Origin of the sequence: Enterobacter sp. NFIX59 (assembly GCF_900113755.1) — a bacterium.
Classification (GTDB): Bacteria; Pseudomonadota; Gammaproteobacteria; order Enterobacterales; family Enterobacteriaceae; genus Enterobacter; species Enterobacter pseudoroggenkampii.
Genome location: NZ_FOQN01000008.1, coordinates 23,735 through 40,290, shown reverse-complemented (window position 1 = coordinate 40,290; position 16,556 = coordinate 23,735). Strand labels below are relative to the sequence as shown.

The 16,556-nt window shown below is 57.6% G+C and carries 13 protein-coding genes and 1 pseudogene; 2 read left to right on the top strand and 12 right to left on the bottom strand.

All coding sequences use genetic code 11. From position 1 onward, the window contains the following. From actP to acs, 3 genes are all read right to left on the bottom strand, one after another. Window positions 1-1,650 carry a cation/acetate symporter ActP gene (gene actP, locus BM007_RS20545; protein ID WP_024906732.1) on the bottom strand — a complete coding sequence of 550 codons (1,650 nt, stop codon included), beginning with the start codon at window positions 1,648-1,650 and terminating at the stop codon, window positions 1-3. Then, entirely contained in the window at window positions 1,647-1,961 is a 315-nt protein-coding gene (locus BM007_RS20540) for a DUF485 domain-containing protein (RefSeq protein ID WP_024906733.1), read from the bottom strand. Before BM007_RS20540 ends, actP begins: the two co-directional genes overlap by 4 nt. A 128-nt stretch (window positions 1,962-2,089) precedes the next feature. Next, window positions 2,090-4,048, bottom strand: coding sequence for an acetate--CoA ligase (acs, locus tag BM007_RS20535; protein WP_032650613.1), 1,959 nt, complete (start codon window positions 4,046-4,048; stop codon window positions 2,090-2,092). A 422-nt stretch (window positions 4,049-4,470) separates the two neighbouring features. Here acs and gltP point away from each other — a divergent pair, with 422 nt between their 5' ends. Continuing rightward, window positions 4,471-5,784, top strand: coding sequence for a glutamate/aspartate:proton symporter GltP (gene gltP / locus BM007_RS20530; protein WP_024906735.1), 1,314 nt, complete (start codon window positions 4,471-4,473; stop codon window positions 5,782-5,784). Window positions 5,785-5,864: 80 nt separating this feature from the next. Here the strand turns inward: gltP and BM007_RS20525 are convergent, their stop codons facing one another. The 3 genes and pseudogenes from BM007_RS20525 to fdhF all read right to left on the bottom strand — a co-directional run bounded on the left by BM007_RS20525 (window position 5,865) and on the right by fdhF (window position 9,283). Then, window positions 5,865-6,539, bottom strand: a complete 675-nt coding sequence (locus BM007_RS20525) for a tetratricopeptide repeat protein (RefSeq protein ID WP_090420745.1) — start codon at window positions 6,537-6,539, stop codon at window positions 5,865-5,867. Between the two features lie 166 nt (window positions 6,540-6,705). Beyond that, window positions 6,706-6,813: pseudogene (locus tag BM007_RS20520) on the bottom strand (Hok/Gef family protein); the annotation flags it as partial. Window positions 6,814-7,135: 322 nt separating this feature from the next. Beyond that, window positions 7,136-9,283, bottom strand: a complete 2,148-nt coding sequence (fdhF, locus tag BM007_RS20515; RefSeq protein WP_090420738.1) for a formate dehydrogenase subunit alpha — start codon at window positions 9,281-9,283, stop codon at window positions 7,136-7,138. Between the two features lie 256 nt (window positions 9,284-9,539). Between fdhF and BM007_RS20510 the strand changes: the two genes are divergently transcribed. Next, complete coding sequence (locus tag BM007_RS20510; RefSeq protein ID WP_090420735.1) at window positions 9,540-10,271, top strand: response regulator; 732 nt, start codon at window positions 9,540-9,542, stop codon at window positions 10,269-10,271. Here BM007_RS20510 and BM007_RS20505 read toward each other — a convergent pair. The 6 genes from BM007_RS20505 to BM007_RS20480 all read right to left on the bottom strand — a co-directional run bounded on the left by BM007_RS20505 (window position 10,268) and on the right by BM007_RS20480 (window position 16,435). Beyond that, entirely contained in the window at window positions 10,268-11,272 is a 1,005-nt protein-coding gene (locus tag BM007_RS20505) for a carbohydrate kinase family protein (protein WP_090420732.1), read from the bottom strand. The genes BM007_RS20510 and BM007_RS20505 overlap by 4 nt on opposite strands. Next, the gene (locus BM007_RS20500) at window positions 11,272-12,132 is read right to left on the bottom strand and encodes a ketose 1,6-bisphosphate aldolase (RefSeq protein ID WP_061716125.1); all 861 of its coding nucleotides are present in this window, start codon (window positions 12,130-12,132) and stop codon (window positions 11,272-11,274) included. The genes BM007_RS20505 and BM007_RS20500 overlap by 1 nt, the downstream gene beginning before the upstream one ends. A gap of 10 nt (window positions 12,133-12,142) precedes the next feature. Further along, the gene (locus tag BM007_RS20495) at window positions 12,143-12,829 is read right to left on the bottom strand and encodes a D-lyxose/D-mannose isomerase (protein ID WP_061716124.1); all 687 of its coding nucleotides are present in this window, start codon (window positions 12,827-12,829) and stop codon (window positions 12,143-12,145) included. A gap of 121 nt (window positions 12,830-12,950) precedes the next feature. After that, window positions 12,951-13,892: an ABC transporter substrate-binding protein gene (locus BM007_RS20490; RefSeq protein ID WP_048990312.1), complete on the bottom strand. Its 942-nt coding sequence runs from the start codon at window positions 13,890-13,892 to the stop codon at window positions 12,951-12,953. Between the two features lie 30 nt (window positions 13,893-13,922). Next, window positions 13,923-14,918, bottom strand: a complete 996-nt coding sequence (locus BM007_RS20485; protein ID WP_032650629.1) for an ABC transporter permease subunit — start codon at window positions 14,916-14,918, stop codon at window positions 13,923-13,925. A gap of 2 nt (window positions 14,919-14,920) precedes the next feature. Then, window positions 14,921-16,435 (bottom strand): sugar ABC transporter ATP-binding protein, encoded by a 1,515-nt coding sequence (locus BM007_RS20480; RefSeq protein ID WP_090420729.1) that lies wholly within the window; start codon window positions 16,433-16,435, stop codon window positions 14,921-14,923. Window positions 16,436-16,556 lie beyond the last annotated feature (121 nt).

The following is a 16,556-nucleotide window of genomic DNA, read 5'->3' as shown; positions in this document are numbered from 1 at the left end:
TTAGTGCGCGCGGCCCTGCTCGACGCCGAGACCGGTTTGTGAACGAATAAACTGGGCGCGGAATTTTTCGCGCTCCAGATTACCCTCCGGCGAATTGTCGGTGGCCGAGAAGAACCAGATGCCGATAAACGCCACGGCAATGGAGAACAGTGCCGGGTATTCATACGGGAAGATGGCGCTTGCGTGACCGAGGATCTGCACCCAGATCGTCGGGCCCAGAATCATCAGGATCACCGCCGTCAGCAGCCCCAGCCAGCCGCCAATCATCGCGCCACGGGTGGTCAGTTTCGACCAGTACATGGAGAGCAGGATGATCGGGAAGTTACAGCTTGCCGCAATGGAGAAGGCCAGCCCCACCATAAAGGCGATGTTTTGCTTCTCGAACAGAATGCCTAACAGAATCGCCACCACGCCCAGCACCAGCACGGTGATTTTGGAGACCTTCAGCTCATCGCGCTCGCTCGCGCCTTTGCGGAAGACGTTGGCGTAGAGGTCATGCGAGACCGCCGACGCCCCGGCCAGCGTCAGACCCGCAACCACCGCAAGAATGGTGGCGAAAGCCACGGCAGAGATAAAGCCGAGGAACAGGTTACCGCCCACCGCGTCCGCCAGGTGCACCGCCGCCATGTTGTTACCGCCAATCAGCGCGCCTGCGGCATCTTTAAATGCCGGGTTCGCCCCCACCAGCATGATCGCGCCAAAGCCGATGATAAAGGTCAGAATATAGAAGTAACCCATGAAGCCGGTGGCGTAGAAGACGCTCTTGCGCGCTTCACGCGCGTCGCTCACGGTGAAGAAGCGCATCAGAATATGCGGCAGACCCGCGGTACCGAACATCAGTCCGAGACCCAGTGAAAGCGCCGATATCGGGTCTTTCACCAGCCCGCCCGGGCTCATGATTGCTTCCCCTTTCGGGTGGACCGCCATGGCTTCGGTAAACAGGTTATTGAAGCTGAACCCGACGTGCTTCATCACCATAAAGGCCATAAAGCTGGCGCCGAACAGCAGCAGCACGGCTTTGATGATCTGCACCCAGGTCGTCGCCAGCATGCCGCCGAACAGCACGTACATCACCATCAGTACGCCAACCAGCACCACCGCGATATGGTAGTTCAGGCCGAACAGCAGTTGGATCAATTTACCCGCGCCCACCATCTGCGCAATCAGGTACAGCGCCACTACCACCAGCGAGCCGCAGGCGGAGAGGGTGCGAATCGGCCCCTGTTTCAGGCGATACGAGGCCACGTCGGCGAAGGTATAGCGGCCCAGGTTGCGCAGGCGCTCGGCAATCAGGAACAGGATGATCGGCCAGCCGACGAGGAAGCCGAGAGAGTAAATCAGGCCGTCATAGCCGGAGGTGTAGACCAGCGCAGAGATGCCAAGGAAGGAGGCGGCGGACATAAAGTCACCCGCAATCGCCAGCCCGTTCTGGAAGCCGGTAATGTTGCCGCCTGCGGTGTAGTAATCGTTACGGGAGCGCACGCGTTTCGACGCCCAGTAAGTGATATACAGCGTCAGCACAACGAAAATCAGGAACATCACAATCGCCTGCCAGTTGGTCGGCTGGCGCTGTACCTCGCCGGTAATGGCATCCGCCGCGTGGGCGGCAAAGGGAAGTGTGGCGGCGAGCGCCGTCAGAACTCGCTTCATGATGCTTTTACCTCTTGCAGTACCGCTTTATTAAGACGATCGAATTCACCGTTCGCGCGCCAGACGTAGACGCCGGTCAGCAAGAATGAAATCACAATCACGCCAATGCCAATCGGAATGCCGCGCGTCACGCTGGTCCCCTCGTGCAACGGGGTGCCCAGCCAGTGTGGGGCAAAGGCGATCAGCAAAATAAAGCCGACATAGATAATCAGCATGATGATGGAAAGGATGAAGGCAAACCGTTGCCGCTTATCGACGAGCTCCCTGTAGTGCGCACTATTCTCTATCTGCTGACAAATATCGTTATTCATCACAGAGTTCTCCAGAGGTAAGGTTGGTTTGTTTTATCCCCTCTCCCCTATGGGGAGAGGGTGAGGGTAGGAAGGTGCGGTCTGATGCCCTCACCCCGGCCCTCTCCCACGGGGAGAGGGAGAAAAGATTACGAGGGCATTGCGATGGCCTGCTTCTCTTCGAGCAGTTTTTCCACCACGCCAGGATCCGCGAGCGTTGAGGTATCACCGAGGTTGCTGGTGTCCCCTGCCGCGATTTTGCGCAAGATACGACGCATAATTTTGCCGGAGCGGGTTTTCGGCAGCGAATCGGTCCAGTGCAGCACGTCCGGCGTTGCCAGCGGGCCAATCTCTTTACGCACCCAGTTGCGCACCTCAGCGTAGAGCTCTGGCGACGGCTCTTCCCCGTGGTTCAGGGTGACATAGGCGTAAATCGCCTGGCCTTTGATGTTGTGCGGAATACCGACAACGGCGGCTTCGGCAATCTTCGGATGCGACACCAGCGCCGATTCAATCTCTGCGGTGCCCAGACGGTGGCCGGAGACGTTAAGCACGTCGTCCACGCGCCCGGTTATCCAGTAATAGCCATCTTCGTCACGACGCGCGCCGTCGCCGCTGAAGTACATGTTTTTAAAGGTCGAGAAGTAAGTCTGCTCGAAGCGATCGTGATCGCCGAACAGGGTACGCGCCTGACCCGGCCAGGAGTCTGTGATCACCAGGTTGCCTTCGGTGGCGCCTTCCAGCGGGTTGCCTTCATTATCCACCAGCGCAGGCTGCACGCCGAAGAACGGACGGGTCGCGGAACCGGCCTTCAGCTGCGTGGCACCCGGCATCGGGGTGATCATAAAGCCGCCGGTTTCGGTCTGCCACCAGGTGTCCATCACCGGGCATTTCTCGTTGCCGATTTTCTTCCAGTACCACTCCCAGGCTTCCGGATTAATGGGCTCGCCCACGGAACCGAGGATGCGCAATGAAGAGCGGTCGGTGCCTTCGATGGCTTTGTCGCCTTCCGCCATTAATGCGCGGATCGCCGTTGGCGCGGTGTAGAGAATATTGACCTGGTGCTTATCGACCACCTGGCACATACGCGCCGGGGTCGGCCAGTTGGGTACGCCCTCAAACATCAGCGTTGTTGCGCCACAGGCCAGCGGGCCGTACAGCAGGTAGCTGTGTCCGGTGACCCAGCCCACGTCGGCGGTACACCAGTAGATGTCGCCCGGATGGTAGTCGAAGACGTATTTGAAGGTGGTGGCCGCATAGACCAGATAGCCGCCGGTGGTGTGCAGTACGCCTTTTGGCTTACCGGTGGAGCCGGAGGTATAAAGAATGAACAGCGGATCTTCTGCGTTCATCTCTTCCGGCTGATGCTGGTCGCTCGCTTTTTCAATCAGGTCGCTCCACCACAGGTCGCGACCTTCGTTCCAGTCGATCTTGCCGCCGGTACGCTTAAGGACGATGACGTTGCTGACCGTTTTGACGTTCGGGTTTTTCAACGCTTCGTCGACGTTTTTCTTCAGAGGGATACCGCGTCCGGCGCGCACGCCTTCATCGGCGGTGATCACCAGTTTTGAACTTGAATCGACAATACGACCCGCAACCGCCTCTGGCGAGAACCCGCCAAAAATCACTGAGTGAATCGCACCGATGCGCGCGCAGGCCAGCATGGCCACCGCCGCTTCCGGCACCATCGGCATATAGATAGCGACCACGTCGCCTTTTTGAATGCCTTTTTCCAGCAGAACGTTGGCGAAGCGGCATACGTCACGGTGCAGTTCTTTATAGGTAATATGTTTGCTCTGCGAGGCATCATCGCCTTCCCAGATAATCGCCGTCTCATTCCCGCGCTCGGCAAGGTGACGATCAAGGCAGTTCGCCGCCAGGTTCAGGGTGCCATCTTCATACCATTTAATGGAGACATTGCCGGGCGCAAAGGAGGTGTTCTTCACCTTCTGATAAGGTTTGATCCAGTCAAGGATATGGCCCTGCTCACCCCAGAAGGTGTCCGGGGCGGTGATAGATTGCTGATATTTCTCGTGGTACTGCTCCGGGGTGATCAGGCAACGGTCCGCAATATTTGCGGGAATGTCATGTTTGTGGATTTGGCTCATGGCTTTTTTTCTCCTTGTAAGATGTTAATAATATGTCGCAAAAACGTTAATTGTAGGGGCTTTACAAGCTTTGTTTAGTATTTGGGCTACAGATCACGCATTGTTTGAAGAGTATGAAAAATGAGCGAATGAAACTTTGAAGGAAAATAATTTATGCTGACGATTATTCACATTTATGTTTAAAAAAGCGTTTTTATAACAAAAGGTTATTTATAAGAAGTAGAACAAACTCCCGTCATCGTCGCTTTTGTGAGTGAAACGCGTCGTTCTTTAAGGCTTGCGCAACAGGTCGCGCAAATGATACTCATACGCCGCGTTAAAAAATCCCATAAACCAACGCAACACAATTCATACCCTTTCAGTATGTCTCCATATTCATGCAGTTTGCGTGAATAAGGCGCTCATTGAGGAAGTCAGTTTCTATGAAAAACGTTAAAGTCAGCCTTGCCTGGCAGATCTTAATCGCCCTTGTGCTGGGCATCTTGCTGGGCAGTTACCTTCACTATCACAGCGACAGCCGCGAATGGCTGATTGCGAACCTGCTCTCTCCGGCAGGGGATATCTTTATTCATCTGATCAAGATGATTGTGGTACCGATTGTGATCTCGACGCTGGTGGTCGGTATTGCGGGCGTCGGCGATGCGAAGCAGTTAGGTCGTATTGGTGCGAAAACCATTATCTATTTCGAAGTGATCACTACGGTGGCGATCATTCTCGGTATCACCCTGGCGAACGTGTTCCAGCCGGGTTCCGGGATTGATATGTCGCAGCTGGCTACGGTGGATATTTCGAAATACCAAAGTACGACCGCTGACGTGCAGAGCCACGCGCACGGCCTGATGGGCACTATCCTGTCGCTGGTGCCGACCAACATCGTGGCGTCGATGGCGAAGGGCGAGATGCTGCCGATTATCTTCTTCTCGGTGCTGTTTGGTCTGGGGCTCTCTTCTCTGCCGGCGACGCACCGTGAGCCGCTGGTCACCGTGTTCCGCTCTATCTCCGAAACCATGTTTAAAGTGACCCACATGGTGATGCGCTACGCGCCGGTAGGGGTGTTTGCGCTTATCGCCGTCACCGTGGCGAACTTCGGTTTTGCCTCCCTGTGGCCGCTGGCGAAGCTGGTGATCCTGGTGCACTTCGCCATCCTGTTCTTCGCGCTGGTGGTGCTGGGGATCGTGGCACGTCTGTGCGGGCTGAGCATCTGGATCCTGATTCGTATCCTGAAAGATGAGCTGATTCTGGCCTACTCCACGGCAAGCTCTGAGAGCGTGCTGCCGCGTATTATTGAGAAGATGGAAGCCTACGGCGCGCCAGCGTCGATCACCAGCTTCGTGGTGCCGACCGGTTACTCCTTTAACCTGGATGGTTCGACGCTGTACCAGAGTATCGCCGCTATCTTTATTGCGCAGCTGTACGGCATTGACCTGTCGCTGTGGCAGGAGATCGTACTGGTTCTGACGCTGATGGTGACGTCCAAAGGTATTGCTGGCGTTCCGGGCGTTTCGTTCGTGGTGCTGCTGGCAACGCTGGGCAGCGTTGGTATTCCGCTCGAAGGTCTGGCATTTATCGCCGGTGTGGACCGTATCCTCGACATGGCGCGTACGGCGCTGAACGTGGTGGGCAATGCCCTGGCGGTGCTGGTTATCGCCAAGTGGGAGCACAAATTCGACCGCAAAAAAGCGCTGGCATATGAACGCGAAGTGCTGGGTCGTTTTGATAAGACGGCTGACCAGTAACATCCTAAGCCCGGTGGCGCTGCGCTTACCGGGCCTACGGGTTTTGTAGGCCGGGTAAGGCGAAGGCGCCACCCGGCACTTTACTCCCCGCTTAACGCATCAAACTCTTCGCATCCCGTATCAAACCCTTCAGTGCAGCTCAGGTTCAACCAGTACAGTGCTTTCTGCTTATTTGGCGTGATAAAGCCTTTCTCGCCCTGCCTGAACAACATCCCCGCCCAGTACTCGGCGTAGCCGGTACGCGAAAGGGCTGAACTTCGCTTGAACCACGAGGCGGCCTGCACGTCATCCTGCGCTACCTCGACGCCGTTGGCATAAATCAGCCCCAGCAACAGCTGCGCATCGACCGCAGAGTCGCTGTCGATATCTTCGGTTGCCGTTTGCAGCAGTTTAATGGCCTGGGGATAGTCAGTTTTACCGGCCTGAGTGTTGACCAGCACGCGTGCCAGCATGATCGCGCCGCGTTTGCTGCCAGCAATGTTTGCCTGTTGGGCCAGGGCTTTGGCCTGTGCGTAATCGCCCTGCGTAAAAAGGATTTGCGAGAGCAGCGCCATGGCGTCGACATCGCCGCCTTTTGCGGCTTTCTCTGCCCACAGCGCGGCCTGCTTGCTGTCGCCGGAGCTGAAGTACGTATCAGCAAGATAATACTGGGCACGCGCATCACCGGCTTCCGCCTGCTTCTGATACTGGCTGCCTATCTCATCCGCGCGGGCGAAGGACGTTAAAAACACTAACAACAGAAAAATGGATTTCATGGATTCTTATCATCTGGGTACACGCCGCGCAGTATAATCGCGGGCGCAAAAGAAAAAAATGGGTGCATTAAGACCTCAGCATCCTACAAGCCGGGCGGAACCGTTGTTCCGCCCATAGAGGTTAGCCTGCGACGCAGGCTAATTTCGCCGCCACCTCCTGATGTTAACTCTTTATTGTGAGCTCGCAGAGCTTCCCGCGAGTAATAAAGGTAAATATCACTATCGTCAGGCAGATAATAAAGACGATGCCTAACGCAGTTTTTAATGGCGTCATGCCTTTTACTCCTTGTCAAAAAAAGAATAAGAGGCTACTCTCAACCTGTTGGGAGTTGAGGGAGTAGCCTCGGGTAAATGAAAATTTCCCGGGGCTTTCTACTTTCTGTCCCTCAACAATGCTCAAGACAGAAAGTCTTAAGCACCCGCCGCACATCTTATCCCTCTGAATTAAAATGCAAAGATGTAATTCTTTTTCGCGAAAATTACATTATTTCTGCGAGCCGCTTTCCAGAATAATAATTGATATTATTGATAAGCCAACCGGAAATAAAAAGGGAGTGAATATTTCACTCCCTTTATTCATCGATGAATTAACGGCTTCAACCCATTGCGCTTTCGCGCAGCCGGGCTTTCAGCTTGTTATATTCGTCGATCACATACTGTTCCGCGGCGTGCTGATCCGCAATCGGCTCAACGTTGACGGCGCAGTATTTATACTCCGGCGTTTTGGTTATCGGGCTTAAGTTCTCCGTTACCAGCTCGTTACAGGCACCAATCCACCACTGATAGGTCATATAGACCGCCCCTTTGTTTGGACGGTCGCTGACCTGCGCTCGGGTGATGATCCGCCCTTTGCGCGAGTTCACCCACACCAGTGCTTCATCCTCAATGCCGAGGCGCTTCGCGTCGGCAGTATTGATTTGCGCGTAGCCCGGTTCGTCCGCCAGCGCCGCCAGCGCGGCGCAGTTGCCGGTCATCGAACGACAGGAGTAGTGGCCCACCTCACGTACGGTGGAGAGCACCATTGGATACTCATCGGTGAGTTTATCAATGGGCGCGACCCAGTCGCAGGTGAAGAATTGCGCCAGCCCGTTCGGGGTGTCGAATTTCTCCTTAAAGAGATAGGACGTGCCTTGATCGGCCTCCGACTCATCCCGGCACGGCCACTGGATATACCCCAGCTCACCCATTTTTTCATAGGTTGCCCCGTAGAAGTCCGGACACAGACTGCGCAACTCGTCCCAGATCTCCTGAGTGTTGTTGTAGTGCATCGGGTAGCCCATGCGGGTGGCGATTTCGCTGATGATCTGCCAGTCGGTTTTCAGGTCCCACTTCGGCTCGACCGCCTTAAAGAAGCGCTGGAAGCCGCGGTCTGCCGCAGTGTAGACGCCTTCATGCTCGCCCCAGGAGGTCGACGGTAAAATCACATCCGCCGCCGCCGCGGTTTTGGTCATGAAGATATCCTGGACAATCACCAGCTCCAGATCCTCAAACCCTTTGCGCACCGCCGAGAGCTCGGCGTCGGTCTGGAGAGGATCTTCGCCCATGATGTAGGCCGCACGCACTTCGCCATGCGCCGCGCGGTGCGGCAGCTCGCTGATGCGGTACCCGGTGTGTTCCGGCAGGCTTTCCACGCCCCAGGCCTTCGCGAATTTGGCGCGGTTCTCCGGAAATTTCACGTACTGGTAGCCAGGATAAGTATCCGGCAGCGCGCCCATATCGCAGGCGCCCTGGACGTTATTCTGACCGCGCACCGGGTTCACACCAACGTGGGCTTTACCCAGATTACCGGTCAGCATCGCGAGGCTGGTCAGAGAGCGCACGGTCTCCACACCCTGGTAGAACTGGGTCACGCCCATACCCCAGAGGATGGCGGCGGTTTTCGCCCCGGCATACATTCGTGCCGCCTGGCGGATCGCCTGCGCGCTGACGCCGGTGATCGCTTCCACCGACTCCGGCGTATATCCTTCGACTATTTTCTTGTACTCTTCAAAGCCTTCCGTACGGGTCGCGACAAACGCCTGGTCGTACAGGTTCTCCTCAATGATGACGTGCCCCATTGCGTTCAGCAGCGCGATGTTCGAGCCGTTTTTCAACGCGATGTGCATATCCGCAATGCGCGCGGTTTCAATTTTGCGCGGATCGCAGACGATGATTTTCGCCCCATTCTGCTTAGCGCGAATAACGTGGTTCGCGACGATAGGGTGAGAATCCGCCGGGTTATAACCAAAGATGAAGACGAGATCGGTATTATCTATCTCGTTGATGGCATTGCTCATTGCGCCGTTACCGACCGACTGGTGCAGACCTGCAACCGATGGGCCGTGTCAGACGCGAGCGCAGCAGTCGACGTTATTGGTTCCAATAACGGCGCGCGCGAATTTTTGCATCACATAGTTGGTTTCATTTCCCGTCCCGCGGGAAGAGCCGGTGGTCTGAATCGCATCAGGGCCATATTTGGCCTTGATGGCGCTCAGGCGCGTGGCGACGTAATCCAGCGCCTCGTTCCAGGAGACGGCTTCCAGCTTGCCGCCGCGCTCGCGGCGGATCATAGGGTTTTTCAGGCGCGGGGTGAGGATTTGGGTATCGTTTATAAAATCCCAGCCGTAGTAACCTTTCAGGCATAGCGTGCCCTGGTTGGTTTTCCCCTGTGCGGCCTCTGCCCGGACGATTTTGCCGTTATCGACCACCAGGTGGATCTTGCAACCTGAGGCACAATAAGGGCAAACCGTGACGACTTTTTTCATCAGTCTGCTCCAGTTAATCGAATCATTCGCACCCACTATGCAGCTTCTATGCCATGTTTTTCGTATGGGTATACCCTGACTTTACGGCCCCTTCGCGGTGAAAACCCTGACAAAAAACAGCCAATCGTCAAAATTGACGTGTCGACAAGGCAGCGGATGTGACATGGGTTGAATTTCCGTCACTGAAAAAACCATTTGACTGGAGCCGACGGCAGAATGGTACAGACTTAACATAATCCCCTGACGGAAGCATACGATGAAACCGGCGATTCTGGTGGTTGATGACGATACGGCAGTCTGCGAACTGCTTCAGGACGTGCTGAGCGAGCACGTCTTTAGCGTGCTTGTCTGCCATAACGGCCAGGATGCACTGCGGCAGGTGCAGCAGGAGCCGAATATCGCGCTTGTGCTGCTGGACATGATGCTGCCGGATATCAACGGCCTGCAGGTTCTGCTGCAGCTGCAAAAGCAGCGACCGGCGCTACCGGTTGTGATGTTAACCGGGCTGGGCAGTGAGTCAGACGTGGTGGTGGGGCTGGAGATGGGGGCCGACGATTATATTGGCAAACCGTTCAACCCGCGCGTGGTGGTCGCCCGTGTTAAGGCGGTATTGCGCCGTACCGGCGTGCTTGCTGCTGAAGTCCCCGCAGCGCCCGTTGAGGGCATTGCTTTTAACGGATGGACGCTCGATACCACCCGCTGTGAGCTGAGCGATCCGCAGCGTAATCCCGTCCCGTTAACCCAGGGCGAGTACGGCCTGCTGCTGGCGCTCACGCAAAATGCCCGTCGGGTGCTGAGCCGTGACCGGTTGCTTGAGCTGACCCACAGCGAAAGCGCCGACGTGTTCGACCGCACGATTGACGTGTTGATCATGCGCCTGCGACGGAAAATCGAGGCTAACCCGCATCAGCCTGCACTCATTAAAACCATTCGTGGGTTGGGCTATGTGTTTGCCACCGATGTTTCCCATAGCGAGAAAGCGGCCTAAGTATTCTCTTTGATAAACAACTGCAGCTCGGCCAGCGTTTTTGCGCCGTCAATCGCATTGGCGGCCAGCAGGCTTGCCCGCGCGCAGGCGTGCGCCAGATAAATACTCTCTGTCAGCGGCAGCGATTCATGGCAACCGTATAAAAACCCCGCGCAAAACGCATCGCCCGCGCCGACGCTGCCGATAATCTCTTTCTGCTCCAGTAACCATGATGGGATCCAGCGGCCTTGCTCACCCGGCGCTTCACCCCATGCCCCTTCCGGACAGTGGATAACCACCCGCTGGCGAACGCCTGCCGCCAGCAGCTGTGCGGCGGCTTCAGAAATATGGGCTATATTCAGCGCATCGCTGCCGTCTCGCATCTCCAGCCCGCTAAACTCCCCGGCTTCCAGCTCGTTAATCACCAGATAATCCAGATGGCGCAGGGCAGGGAGCACCAGCGGCTGGTAGCGCGGGTCGCCCTTGCGGGACACCAGATCGAGCGAGGTTTCATACCCCTGGTCGTGCATCTGCGCCAGCAGCCGCGCGCTGCGGGTGCCAAATTCGTCATCGGGCATATCCAGGCTGTCGAGCAGCAGCAGGTAGCCGAGATGGAAAATCTTCATCGATCCGTCTAAGCGATCGAAGGCGGGAAGATCCAGCAGGCGGTTGGCGCCCGGCGAGTGGAAAAAGGTGCGTTGTCCGCTGGGATCGGTCATCACCTGCGACATGGAGGTCGGCGCAAAGGTGGTGCGCTGTACGCGCTGGCGGTTGACGTGGTACTGGTCGAGCATCGCCAGAATGTAGTCCCCGTCGCTGTCTTCCCCGATTAGCCCCACCGCCTGCAGCGGCAGGCCAACGTGCATTTTCGCCAGCGTCAGCAGGACGTTGAGCGGCGCGCCGCCGGTTGAGCGTTCGCTGTGGGTGATTTCCGCCAGCCAGCCGCGCTCCGGCCACTGCACGATCTGGTGGACGTGGTCCACCAGCATATTGCCTGCGGCGATGATGCCCTTACGTTCCATTATGCCTGCCCCGCGCTGCCGAAGATGCGCATCTGTTCGGCGACCGTATCGGTTATCGCCTCTTCTATCCCCAGCAGCAGCTCGGCAAATTCATCGTACAGCGGCTGACGCTTTGCCATGCGCTGCTCAACGGCGGCGAGCGCGGCCTGCGACATGCCGGTATAAAAGTTAATTTTATGAATGCCCAGCTCAATCGCGCGACGGAAGTCGGCATCGCTAATCCCGGAGCCGCCGTGTAAAACCAGCGGCAGCCCCGTCTGCTGGCGAATGGCGTCCAGACGGGGGAAATCGAGCTTCGGCTCGCCCCTGTATTTGCCGTGCGCGTTGCCGATAGCCACCGCCAGCGCGTCAATGCCGGTTGAATCGACAAATTCGCGCGCCAGCTGCGGGTCGGTAAAGAAAGCTTCATCCGCATGCCCGTACAGCGCGCCGCCTTCATCGCCCCCGACCGCGCCCAGCTCCGCCTCCACCGATACGCCCACCGCGCGGCACATCTTCACCACTTCCCGCGTCTGGCGAATGTTTTCCTCGTAGCTCAGCGTAGAGCCGTCGAACATCACCGAGCTGAACCCTAAGCGCAGGGCGCGCACCACCGCCTCGAAATGCAGGCCGTGGTCGAGATTGAGCACCACGGGAATGTCGTGACGGGCGGCCTCGAACTTCACCGCTTCGACAAGCGAATCCAGCGACACGTACTTAAAGTGTACTTCGGCGATGTTGATGATAAACGGCGAGCGCTCCTGCTTTGCGGCGGCGAACAGCGCGCGCAGGAAGTGGGAGTCGAGCACGTTAAACGCGCCCAGCGCGTAGCGGTGTTGTCTGGCGTGCGCAAGACCGTCGGCAAGAGAAATCAATGGCATCATTCACCCCTTATATCCGAAACAGGTTGTACTCGTTGCACAGCACCAGCAGCGCCGGCTCGTCTTCTTCGATGTTGTTATAGCGGGCAACGGGCTGCAAAAAGTGGTTGTCGTGCTCGTCGTCATTGACCGAGGACACTTCCCCGACCAGCACGTCGCCGAAGCCGCGTTCGCCCCAGAAGCTGTGATAAAGACCGGGCGTCAGGCAGATGCTTTCCCCTGGCGTGAGGCGCAGCTGGCTGCCGGGGGCGTGGGTCTGACGGCAGCCGTCGATGGTGACCGTCACGTCGGTGTTTTCCGTCTCTTCATGTGCACCGGCATTCCACAATTCTACAATCAGGTTCCCGCCACCCCGGTTGATGATGTCTTCTCGCTTACGCCAGTGAAAATGCATCGGCGTCACCTGGCCGTCGCGCACGTGCATGATTTTTTCGGCATAGCCTTTTTCATACGGCACCCCGTTGGGCGAGCCGTTGCGCAGGGTGAACAGCGTCAGGCCCTGTGCGGCAAAGCTGTTGCCGCCGAAGGCCGTCACGTCCCAGCCGAGCTTGAGGTCGAACACTTCCTGCCACGCGGCCTGGTCAAGCTGCTGCCATTTTGTTGGCGGAAAGCTGGCAAACGGCGGGAGATGAACGTCGTGCATGGAAAAGAACTGCCGCGTGTGGCCGAGAATTTCATTGATGTCGGAGCGTTTCATGGGGACTCCTTGAATTTTATGCCACCCCCTCACCCCGACCCTCTCCCTCAAGGGAGAGGGGGAATAAGTTCCCTCTCCCGGTGGGAGAGGGTTAGGGTGAGGGCATCAGGCCGCAGCGAGGTTATTTAACCGTCCACCCCTTATACGTGCCGACGTTCTTTTTATCGATCATCGTCACCGGGATCAGCACGGGCGCTTTCGGCGCAGGTTTGCCCTGGAGAATGTCATAGCCGATCTCCACCGCTTTTGCCGCCATCACCTGCGGATCTTGCGCCGGGGTTGCCACAAACAGCGAGTTTTCACGTTTCAGCGCTTCCTCACCGTCCGGTGAACCATCCACGCCGACGATAAAGAACTCATTGCGCTGCGCCTGCTTCGCGGCCAGATCGGCGCCGATCGCCGTCGGATCGTTAATCGCAAACACGCCGTCGATCTTCGGATTGGCCGCCAGCAGGGAGGTCATGACTTCCAGACCGCCTTCACGACTGCCTTTGGCGTTCTGGTTATCCGAGAGCACCTTGATATCCGGGTGTTTTTTGAACTCCGTCTGACAACCTTCCACGCGGTTTTGCACCGCAGAGACCGGTGGTCCGTTGATGATCACCACGTTGCCTTTGCCTTTCAGGCGGTCGGTAATGTACTTACAGGCCATTTCGCCCGCCTGGGTGTTATCGGAGGTGATGGTGGCATCAGCCCCTTCCGCCGCCACGTCAACCGCCACGACCACGATCCCGGCGTCCTTCGCACGCTTCACCGCCGGGCCGATCCCTTTGGAATCCGCGGCGTTGAGGATGATCATGTCTACCTTCGCGGCAATAAAGTTGTCGATCTGCGCCACCTGCTGGCCCAGATCGTACCCGCTGGAGACCAGCGTCACCTTGACGTTATCCCCCGCCAGCTTGCGCGCTTCCAGCTCGGCACCTTTGGTGATCTGCACGAAGAACGGGTTAGCCAGGTCCCCCACCGTCACGCCAATGGACTTCAGATCTTTCGCCTGCGCAAACGGCGTTGCGGCAAGCAGCGCGCTAGCACAGAGCGCGGTTACTAACGGTTTCAAACGCATCTTGTCTTCCTCACTCGTAGGGTATTGTTGTTATGCACTTTGATGGTGTCGGGTACGGTATTTGTCGATCAGCACCGCAATGATGATCACCGCCCCTTTGATCACCAGCTGCCAGAAGTAGGAGACGCCCATCAGCGTCATGCCGTTGTTAAGGGTGGCGATGATCAGCGCGCCGACCAGCGTGCCGGTGATCGTGCCGATCCCGCCGACGAAGCTGGTACCGCCGAGGATCACCGCCGCAATCGCATCCAGCTCGTAGCCTGTGCCGAGGTTACCGTTGGCGCTGTAGAGGCGCGAGGCGCTCATGACGCCGCCAAGCCCGGATAGCAGACCGCTCATGCCGTAGACAAACAGCAGCACCAGCCAGACCTTAATGCCGGTCAGTCGCGCCGCCTGCATGTTGCCGCCCACCGCGTAGATGTGTACGCCGAGCGTGGTGCGGCGCAGGATGAACCAGCAGATAGCGATGACCGCGAGGGCGATCACCACCAGCCACGGAATCGGGCCGAGATAGTTATTGCCGATCCACTCAAAGTTGATGTTGGAGTTAATGACCGTCGTGCCGTCGGCCAGCAGATACGCCGCACCGCGCAGTGCCGTATAGGTGCCGAGCGTCACGATGAAGGGCGGCAGTCCGGCGAAGGCCACCAGCGCGCCGTTGAACAGACCCAGCACCATGCCGAGCATCAGCGCGGCCGGAATGGACAGCCCGGCAAATTCAGGGATAAGTGAGACCACCATCGCCGCTACCGCCGTAGTGCCCAAAATCGAGCCCACGGAGAGGTCAATCCCGCCGGTTAAAATGATGAAGGTCATTCCCGCCGCCAGCACGATGTTGATCGACGCCTGACGGGTAATGTTGAGCAGGTTGCTCTCGGTAAAGAAGTTCGGGGCAATAAAGCCAAATACCGCCACAATCAGGATCAGAATCGGCAAAATACCGACCGTTTGCATCAGATCGCTCATCAGCATTTTTTTTGCGGAGGCGGATTTCGCCACCTGCTGCGGACTGGTTGAATGTGTCATGGTTACACCGCCTGATGATGAGTGTCGTTCACGCCGGTTGCCAGCGTCATGATGTTTTCCTGAGAGATGTCGCGCCCGTGGAGCTCGCCCGCAATGCTGCCTTCGCGCATCACGTACACCCGGTCGCTCATCCCCACCACTTCCGGCAGCTCGCTGGAGATCATCAAAATCGCCACCCCTTTGCGCGCCATCTGGTTCATGATGCGGTAGATCTCGCTTTTCGCGCCGACGTCCACGCCGCGGGTGGGTTCGTCCAGAATCAGAATGCGCGGACCGATGGCCACCCAGCGGGAGATCAGCAGCTTTTGCTGGTTGCCGCCCGAGAGCCCGCCCGCGCGCACCTGCGAATGCGGCACGCGGATGTTGAGCAGGGCAATGGCATCATCGGAAATCGACTGGGCTTTTTTACGGTTTAGCATGCCGAAGGTGGCATCGCGTTCCAGCGTCGCCATGGTGATGTTCTCCTGCGCCGCCAGCTCCAGAAACAGCCCCTGCTCCTTGCGATTTTCGGTGAGAAAACCGATGCCGTTTTCGATGGCCGCACGCGGGGAGTGGATCACCACCGGCTCGCCGTCGACCTCAATCATGCCGCCCGTGGCTTTGCGCACGCCGAAGATAAGTTGCGCCAGCTCGGACCGTCCGGCCCCGACCAACCCCGCCAGCCCGACGATTTCGCCGGAACGCACCTGCAGGCTGCACGGCTGTACTTTTTTACCGTCGGTGAGGTGGTGGACGTTGAGGCGCGGGCTGCCGAGGGGAATGTCACGCTCCTTGTTGAACAGGTCGCTTAACGGGCGGCCCACCATCATGCGCACCAGCTCAGAGGCGTTGAGCTTGTCGCGCGTCAGGCTGCCGACGTACTGCCCGTCGCGCAGAACGCTGACGCGGTCTGAGAGTTCATACACTTCCGCCATGCGGTGGCTGATGTAGATGATCGCCATCCCTTCATCGCGCAGGCGCAAAATCAGTTCGAACAGACGATGCGTTTCCCGCGAGGAGAGGGCGGCGGTGGGTTCATCCATCACCAGAATGCGGCTGTTGCGGTGCAGCGCGCGGGCAATTTCCACCTGCTGCTGCTCGGCGATGGTCAGCTTCATCACCAGGTCGGTGGCGCTGAACTGCGCGCCGAGACGGTCAACCACCGCCTGCGCCTGGGCGGCCATCTCTTTGCGCTGCACCATCCCGCCGCGCGACAGCTCGCTGCCGAGGAAGATATTTTCGGCAACGGTCAGATTGGGCGCGAGCTGCATCTCCTGATAAATCAGGGTGATGCCCGCGGCCAGCGCATCTTTCGGCCCTTTAATATGAAACGGCTGGCCGTCGATCAGGATCTCGCCGCTGGTGGCGGTATAGGCCCCCGCGAGGATTTTCATCAGCGTGCTTTTCCCCGCGCCGTTTTCCCCCATCAGCGCGTGGATCTCACCGGGGAAAACCGTCAAATCCACACCCTTGAGCGCGTGGAAATTGCCAAACGTTTTGGCAATGCTGCGCATCTCTAATACCGGGGTTCTGCTCATGGCGGATCTCCTGTGAATGCCGATTTCTGCACTTCATCACAGGTGCGTAAATGCAAAATGTCAGAAGCTGTTCATATTTGTCATAGTTATGAATAGCTAATGTGGATCACAGTTACGGAGT